Origin of the sequence: Nocardia transvalensis NBRC 15921, assembly GCF_000308875.1 — a bacterium.
GTDB lineage: Bacteria > Actinomycetota > Actinomycetes > Mycobacteriales > Mycobacteriaceae > Nocardia > Nocardia transvalensis.
The window spans coordinates 1-4,709 of sequence record NZ_BAGL01000113.1 but is presented as its reverse complement, the minus strand read 5'-3'; the positions used below and the strand labels follow the sequence as shown (position 1 = coordinate 4,709).

13 protein-coding genes are annotated in these 4,709 nt (G+C 72.2%); all 13 read left to right on the top strand.

The window, feature by feature from the left end; genetic code table 11:
• The first annotated feature begins 103 nt into the window (after window positions 1–103).
• The 13 genes from ON41_RS30805 (at window position 104) to ON41_RS30745 (ending at window position 4,694) form a co-directional block, all read left to right on the top strand.
• On the top strand, window positions 104–583 hold the full coding sequence (locus ON41_RS30805; protein WP_040751632.1) for a hypothetical protein: 480 nt from the start codon (window positions 104–106) through the stop codon (window positions 581–583).
• Window positions 580–834: a hypothetical protein gene (locus ON41_RS30800; RefSeq protein WP_040751631.1), complete on the top strand. Its 255-nt coding sequence runs from the start codon at window positions 580–582 to the stop codon at window positions 832–834. The genes ON41_RS30805 and ON41_RS30800 overlap by 4 nt, the downstream gene beginning before the upstream one ends.
• The gene (locus tag ON41_RS30795; protein WP_157185669.1) at window positions 831–1,097 is read left to right on the top strand and encodes a hypothetical protein; all 267 of its coding nucleotides are present in this window, start codon (window positions 831–833) and stop codon (window positions 1,095–1,097) included. The genes ON41_RS30800 and ON41_RS30795 overlap by 4 nt, the downstream gene beginning before the upstream one ends.
• Entirely contained in the window at window positions 1,097–1,330 is a 234-nt protein-coding gene (locus tag ON41_RS30790; RefSeq protein WP_040751629.1) for a hypothetical protein, read from the top strand. The genes ON41_RS30795 and ON41_RS30790 overlap by 1 nt, the downstream gene beginning before the upstream one ends.
• Window positions 1,331–1,425: 95 nt before the next feature.
• Window positions 1,426–1,617, top strand: coding sequence for a hypothetical protein (locus ON41_RS30785; RefSeq protein WP_169336524.1), 192 nt, complete (start codon window positions 1,426–1,428; stop codon window positions 1,615–1,617).
• The gene (locus ON41_RS30780; protein ID WP_040751627.1) at window positions 1,614–1,967 is read left to right on the top strand and encodes a hypothetical protein; all 354 of its coding nucleotides are present in this window, start codon (window positions 1,614–1,616) and stop codon (window positions 1,965–1,967) included. Before ON41_RS30785 ends, ON41_RS30780 begins: the two co-directional genes overlap by 4 nt.
• Before the next feature lie 41 nt (window positions 1,968–2,008).
• On the top strand, window positions 2,009–2,494 hold the full coding sequence (locus ON41_RS30775) for a hypothetical protein (RefSeq protein WP_040751626.1): 486 nt from the start codon (window positions 2,009–2,011) through the stop codon (window positions 2,492–2,494).
• Complete coding sequence (locus ON41_RS30770; RefSeq protein WP_040751625.1) at window positions 2,491–2,841, top strand: hypothetical protein; 351 nt, start codon at window positions 2,491–2,493, stop codon at window positions 2,839–2,841. The genes ON41_RS30775 and ON41_RS30770 overlap by 4 nt, the downstream gene beginning before the upstream one ends.
• On the top strand, window positions 2,838–3,158 hold the full coding sequence (locus ON41_RS30765; protein ID WP_040751624.1) for a hypothetical protein: 321 nt from the start codon (window positions 2,838–2,840) through the stop codon (window positions 3,156–3,158). Before ON41_RS30770 ends, ON41_RS30765 begins: the two co-directional genes overlap by 4 nt.
• Window positions 3,151–3,594 (top strand): hypothetical protein, encoded by a 444-nt coding sequence (locus tag ON41_RS30760; protein WP_040751623.1) that lies wholly within the window; start codon window positions 3,151–3,153, stop codon window positions 3,592–3,594. The genes ON41_RS30765 and ON41_RS30760 overlap by 8 nt, the downstream gene beginning before the upstream one ends.
• A gap of 264 nt (window positions 3,595–3,858) precedes the next feature.
• On the top strand, window positions 3,859–4,095 hold the full coding sequence (locus ON41_RS30755) for a hypothetical protein (RefSeq protein WP_040751622.1): 237 nt from the start codon (window positions 3,859–3,861) through the stop codon (window positions 4,093–4,095).
• Window positions 4,092–4,367: a hypothetical protein gene (locus tag ON41_RS30750; RefSeq protein WP_040751621.1), complete on the top strand. Its 276-nt coding sequence runs from the start codon at window positions 4,092–4,094 to the stop codon at window positions 4,365–4,367. The genes ON41_RS30755 and ON41_RS30750 overlap by 4 nt, the downstream gene beginning before the upstream one ends.
• A gap of 102 nt (window positions 4,368–4,469) precedes the next feature.
• The gene (locus tag ON41_RS30745) at window positions 4,470–4,694 is read left to right on the top strand and encodes a hypothetical protein (protein ID WP_040751620.1); all 225 of its coding nucleotides are present in this window, start codon (window positions 4,470–4,472) and stop codon (window positions 4,692–4,694) included.
• Window positions 4,695–4,709: the final 15 nt, after the last annotated feature.

The following is a 4,709-nucleotide window of genomic DNA, read 5'->3' as shown; positions in this document are numbered from 1 at the left end:
TGCACAAGGCTCCAGGCCGCAACGGCGCCTACGTTTTCCGGCGATCCGACGTCATCGCGGTCGCCGCGGCGCGCAAGCGCCAACGTTCGGTCAAGGCTGCCTCGTGATAGGCGCGGCGGATCCGCCCCCGTCGGCGGCCGGGGTCGTCGATCCGGCGCCGACGGGGTGGACGGTGACGTTCGAGCGTGAGGGTGCGGATACACCGCCGCCTGCGGCGAGGCCTGCCGGGATCCCGATGGTCGTCGAGGCCGACCGCGTGTTCGGGTTCGTGGTTGCCCAGCATCTGGAGGACTCGGCCCGCGCCGACGGGCACGAATTCTTCCACGCGGGCCTGGCGGACGCGGTGTCGAGCCTGCGGGCGTGGCAGGGCAAGGACCCCGACGGCTGGGGGATGTACGCGGTGGTGCGGCTGCCGGCGGCGTTGGCCGAGCTGGCGGCCGAGCAGCTGCGGTATCTGGACGCGCTGGCCGCGGGCGTGGTCGCGGCCGGGGGACCGGACGATATCGCGCCGTGGCTGCGGGACCGGTTCGAGGTGCCCGTCGTCGACGACCAGGACGACGAGAGCGAGGTGGATCCGCAGTGAGCGACGAGACGCGGGCGGTGCCGAAGCCCGGCCCGCCGCCGGGATATGTCCCGGTTCCCCGGACGCCGCCGCCGGTGAGGCCGCCACTGGAGCGGTCGGTGACGGTCCGATTGACCGGCGTCACGGCCGACATCCGTGAACTGGTCGATCTGATGCGCGCGGCGGGCCTGGACGTGGACTGGAACGGCCACACCAGCACCCGCGACGAACGCACGTCCCGCGCCAGCATGCACGTGAGGTGGACGCGGTGACCGCCCTGACCGTGGCCGCGGTGACGATCTCGACGGTGATGTCGGTGGCCGCGTTCGTGTTGGTCGTGGCTCTGGCGGTCATGGTGCGGTCGTGGCGGTCGCGGACCCACCGCGCGGCGGTGGTCGCGGCGGCCGTCGCCCACGCCCGGCTGGCGGCCACTCCACCCAAGGTCGCCCCGGCGGTCTCCGTGCCGCGCCGACGGGCGGGCGGGCAGTGTGCGGCCCGGATGCCGCGCCCGCCGGTCGTGGGAGGTGGAGCGTGATGGCGGCGCGGGATCCGATCCCGCCGACCAACGTTCGGCTCGTGTCCGCGGACGGTGAGGAGATACCGCTCGAGCTGGACTACGTCGGGGTCGATGACGACGGCATCCACGTGTGGAACGCACTGGTGCCCGACTCGTTCGTTCCGGCCGCGAGCCTTGTCCTGCGGGTGAGTGTCTGGCCCGCCAAGACCGCGATCCAGTTCGGTTTGTCCGTTCAAGGTGGCGGGGCGTGATGGGCCGGAATTGGCATTACTCGCCCCGAACGCGGCGCCGGTTCGTCGAATACGTAGCCGTGTCCGGTTGCGCCGCGGGGATTCTCGTGCTCTGCGTGGTCACCGCTGCACACGCGGCCGGCCTGCTGCCGTCGTATTGGATGGCGGTCTACCTGCGGGTGGTGCTCGCCGCCCCGGTAGCCGCAGGGGTGGGCGCGGTGTTGTGGTGCGTCGTCGACGCGGCCGGTGACCGGCTCGCGGCGTTCCGCTACCGGCACGGTCACGGCCACCGGGAGGTGCGGCCGTGACTGTCAACGAGGGCGCGATTCGCGAAACATTGTTTCACCCGCCGACGCCGATCCCGGGCGGGTTCTGTGTGCGGCGGCTCGACGACGACCGGTGCGTGGACGTGCTGCGCATGCTCTACAACTGGCGGCTCGTCACGACATATCGACCGACCGGTGTCGCGCACGACGGCCGCGAAGGCGTGCTCGGCGCCTGGTGCTACTTCGGCCACGGCGTCGACGAGGCCGGGCAGCGCCGCACGATGCGCATCGCGTACCTGCGGGCCGTCGCCGCCGCGCTCACCTGGGACGGGTCGGGCGACCCGCCCGGATTCGACAAGAACGCGATCACCGGGGCAACCGGAAGTCATTGAGTACCAACATGTTCGAACCAATTGGAATAGGAACCACGACCGTGATCGGAACGTTGGAGTTGCGGCAGCTGGCCGCGCGGGCGCGTATCGCCGGAGACAGCGAGCTGGCGGAGTTCGCGACCAGGTTGGCGCGCCGCCGGGAACATGACTACGACGCGGCGCACCTGGCGCCGCTGCTGCACGGCGGGATATCGGCGCTGGCGGTCTGGCCGGCGGTGCCGTTCGACGAGCTGCCCGAGCCCGCACATAAGACGCTGATCACCGCGGCCGGGGCGATCCGTGAACGCCTCGAACTGCACGGCTGGACGCGGCCGGAGACGCCGGGCCGCCGCTGGGAGGTGGCGGCGCAGATCCCCGACGGCGCCCGGTTCACGCCGACGTGCTCGCCCGGCTATTCGTTGCGCCGCGCCGGTGATCAGGCAGTGGACGACCCGTGTGTCCCGATGTGCGATGGTCCCGGCCAGACCTGGCAGATCGGCACCCTCGACGACGTATTCAGCGCCGGGTATATCGAGGTCCTCGCGTGATCGCCCCGATCCCGCCGCCGCCCGACGACACGGCCCGGGATGCCGGGCCGGTGGCGGGGATGCCGACCCTGCCGTTGCCGAGGCCGCGGCGGATCGGTGCCGCGCCGGTGCCGCCGAAGGTGAATTGTCCTCGGCGGTGGGCGATTCCGGGTGGCCGGTACCTGGCCGGTGCGCTGCTGGCGTGCGCGGTAGCAGAGTGGGGCGGCTACGCGGCCGGGGCGATCAACGTGGATGTACTGCGGGCGTGCCTGGTCGTGACACTCGGTGCCGCCGCGATGGTGCCGGTGTTGCAGGTGGCCGACCGCGTCGACCACGCGGCCCGGATACGGAAGCAGCGGCGCCGGTGACCCGGCCACAGCCCGATGACCCCCGTCCGGGCCTGTACGGGGATCCCGGTGGCGAATACCTCGGCGACGACCCGGCGGCGCGGCGCGCGGCGATCGAACAGCTGATCGAGTCGATTACCGACAACTCGACGGTGGTCGTGCTCACCGCGCGCGGCGACGGTGGCGTGGACATAGCGGCGTCGACGTTCGAGGTGGGGGACCTGGCCTTGCACGCCGGGGCGCTCGCCCAGCTGGCGCAGTCGTGGCGGGACCTCGCTGCACGCCGCCGCTGGTACGACGGGGGTCCGCCGTCGCCGCCCGGGGTGGCCGGTGGGTGATTCGAAGCTTCCCGGCCCGTGGGCGCTGAGATCGCTCGCGGCCTGGGGAGGCCGGGGCATCGGCGGGCGGCGGGGCCGGACACCCCGCCTACTGTCCGGCGTCCCGGTACGGGGATCCGGTATCGGCGGGTCGGGCTTCCCCTCGGCTCTGCGCTCGCCCGCGGTACCGGATCCCTCCGCACGGCCCGCACTGCCCTGCGGGTGGACGCCCTGGGTCCCGGTCCGGCCTCGATCCTGCCGACGGATCGGCCCGGGCGTCCTGCTGGTCGCGTCGCTGCTGCTGGCGGCCGGTTGTTCCGGTGATCCCGGGATGGTGACCACCGAAGGCCGCGACGTGCTTATGCCCGACGGGCGCACGGTGCCGTGCGTGGTCGCGGTGGAGGGCACCGGAGGTTCGACCGGGGTGTCCTGTGATTGGGCGGCGGCGCACCGATGAGCGCGCTGTCCCTTGCGACCAAGGGAGAGGAGGTGAGAGCGAATGTGTGGATTGCTGCCGTGGTTGTGGCGGCCCGCGCCGCTGGTGCTGCGTGAGCCCGTGCTGCTGATGGACCTGCCGTGGGGCCCTGGCTACAGCTACTTCTAACCCCGCCCCCGATACCCGGGGTGTTGCGGGAGCGGGCGGCCGGTCCGCCCGAGATCCGGCCTGGCCACGCCCCCGCCGGCACCCCTTCGACGAAATGCCGACCAGAGAGTACCTGCTATGTCCGACAGCTCGACGGCCTCGCACGAGGCCCTCGCCGTCCAGGCGCCCGACGAGTCGATCGCCGACCTCGCGCGCGACGTGTGGGTCGCGGTGACCGCGGACCCCGAGGACACCACGCCGCCGTGGGAAGCCCCGTCTCCGCCGGTGCCCGACAAGTTCGCGGTCGCGGTCGCGCGGCTGCTGGGCCGCGGCTGGCTGCCACCGGCCCGGCGCACCGTGGCGGCCCCGCAGTGACGACCGTGGCACCGGATTTGACCGACGCGTTGCAGATGCCGCGCCGCTGCCGGCTGTGCACGACCGCGACCGTGTACGCGCCGAAATGGTGCTGCGCGGCCTGTTTCCACGAACTCGACTCCGAGTTGCAGCGGCGGGTGCGGGAAGTGGCGGACCTGCCCCTCACCGACCCCCGCAAGGCCGACGTGATCGCCGACTGCCTGCGCTGGTGGGCCACTCCGCTGCACCGGGCGCGCCCGGACCGGGGCGCGAGGAAGGCGAAAACCGGATGACACTGCGTTTATCCACGTGCCGTGGGCCCTGACCAGGCGCACCCTGAATTCATGAATCCGAATTCAGCGGACGACTATCCGCCGAAAACAGCGGATGATCCTGTGAATTCCAACTCGTGCGTGCTGCGGGTGCGGCGGTCGCCGTCGACCGCCGGCCCGCTGCCGCACCGCTACACCGACAAGTGGGGCAACCGGCAACTCGTCGACTGCCCCGACTGCCGCACCCCCTGGGCGCCGGATGCCGTGATCCCCCGCGATCGGCTGTGCCGCACCTGCCGCACCCTGCGCGCCTTCGAGACACCCGCTCTGATCGAGATCGAGGAATGACGACCGCCGTGACCG

Excerpts from the sequence above, each read along its gene's own strand:
- ON41_RS30790 (WP_040751629.1), top strand. The coding sequence starts at position 1,097 with ATGGCGGCGCGGGATCCGATCCCGCCGACCAACGTTCGGCTCGTGTCC.
- ON41_RS30755 (WP_040751622.1), top strand. The coding sequence starts at position 3,859 with ATGTCCGACAGCTCGACGGCCTCGCACGAGGCCCTCGCCGTCCAGGCG.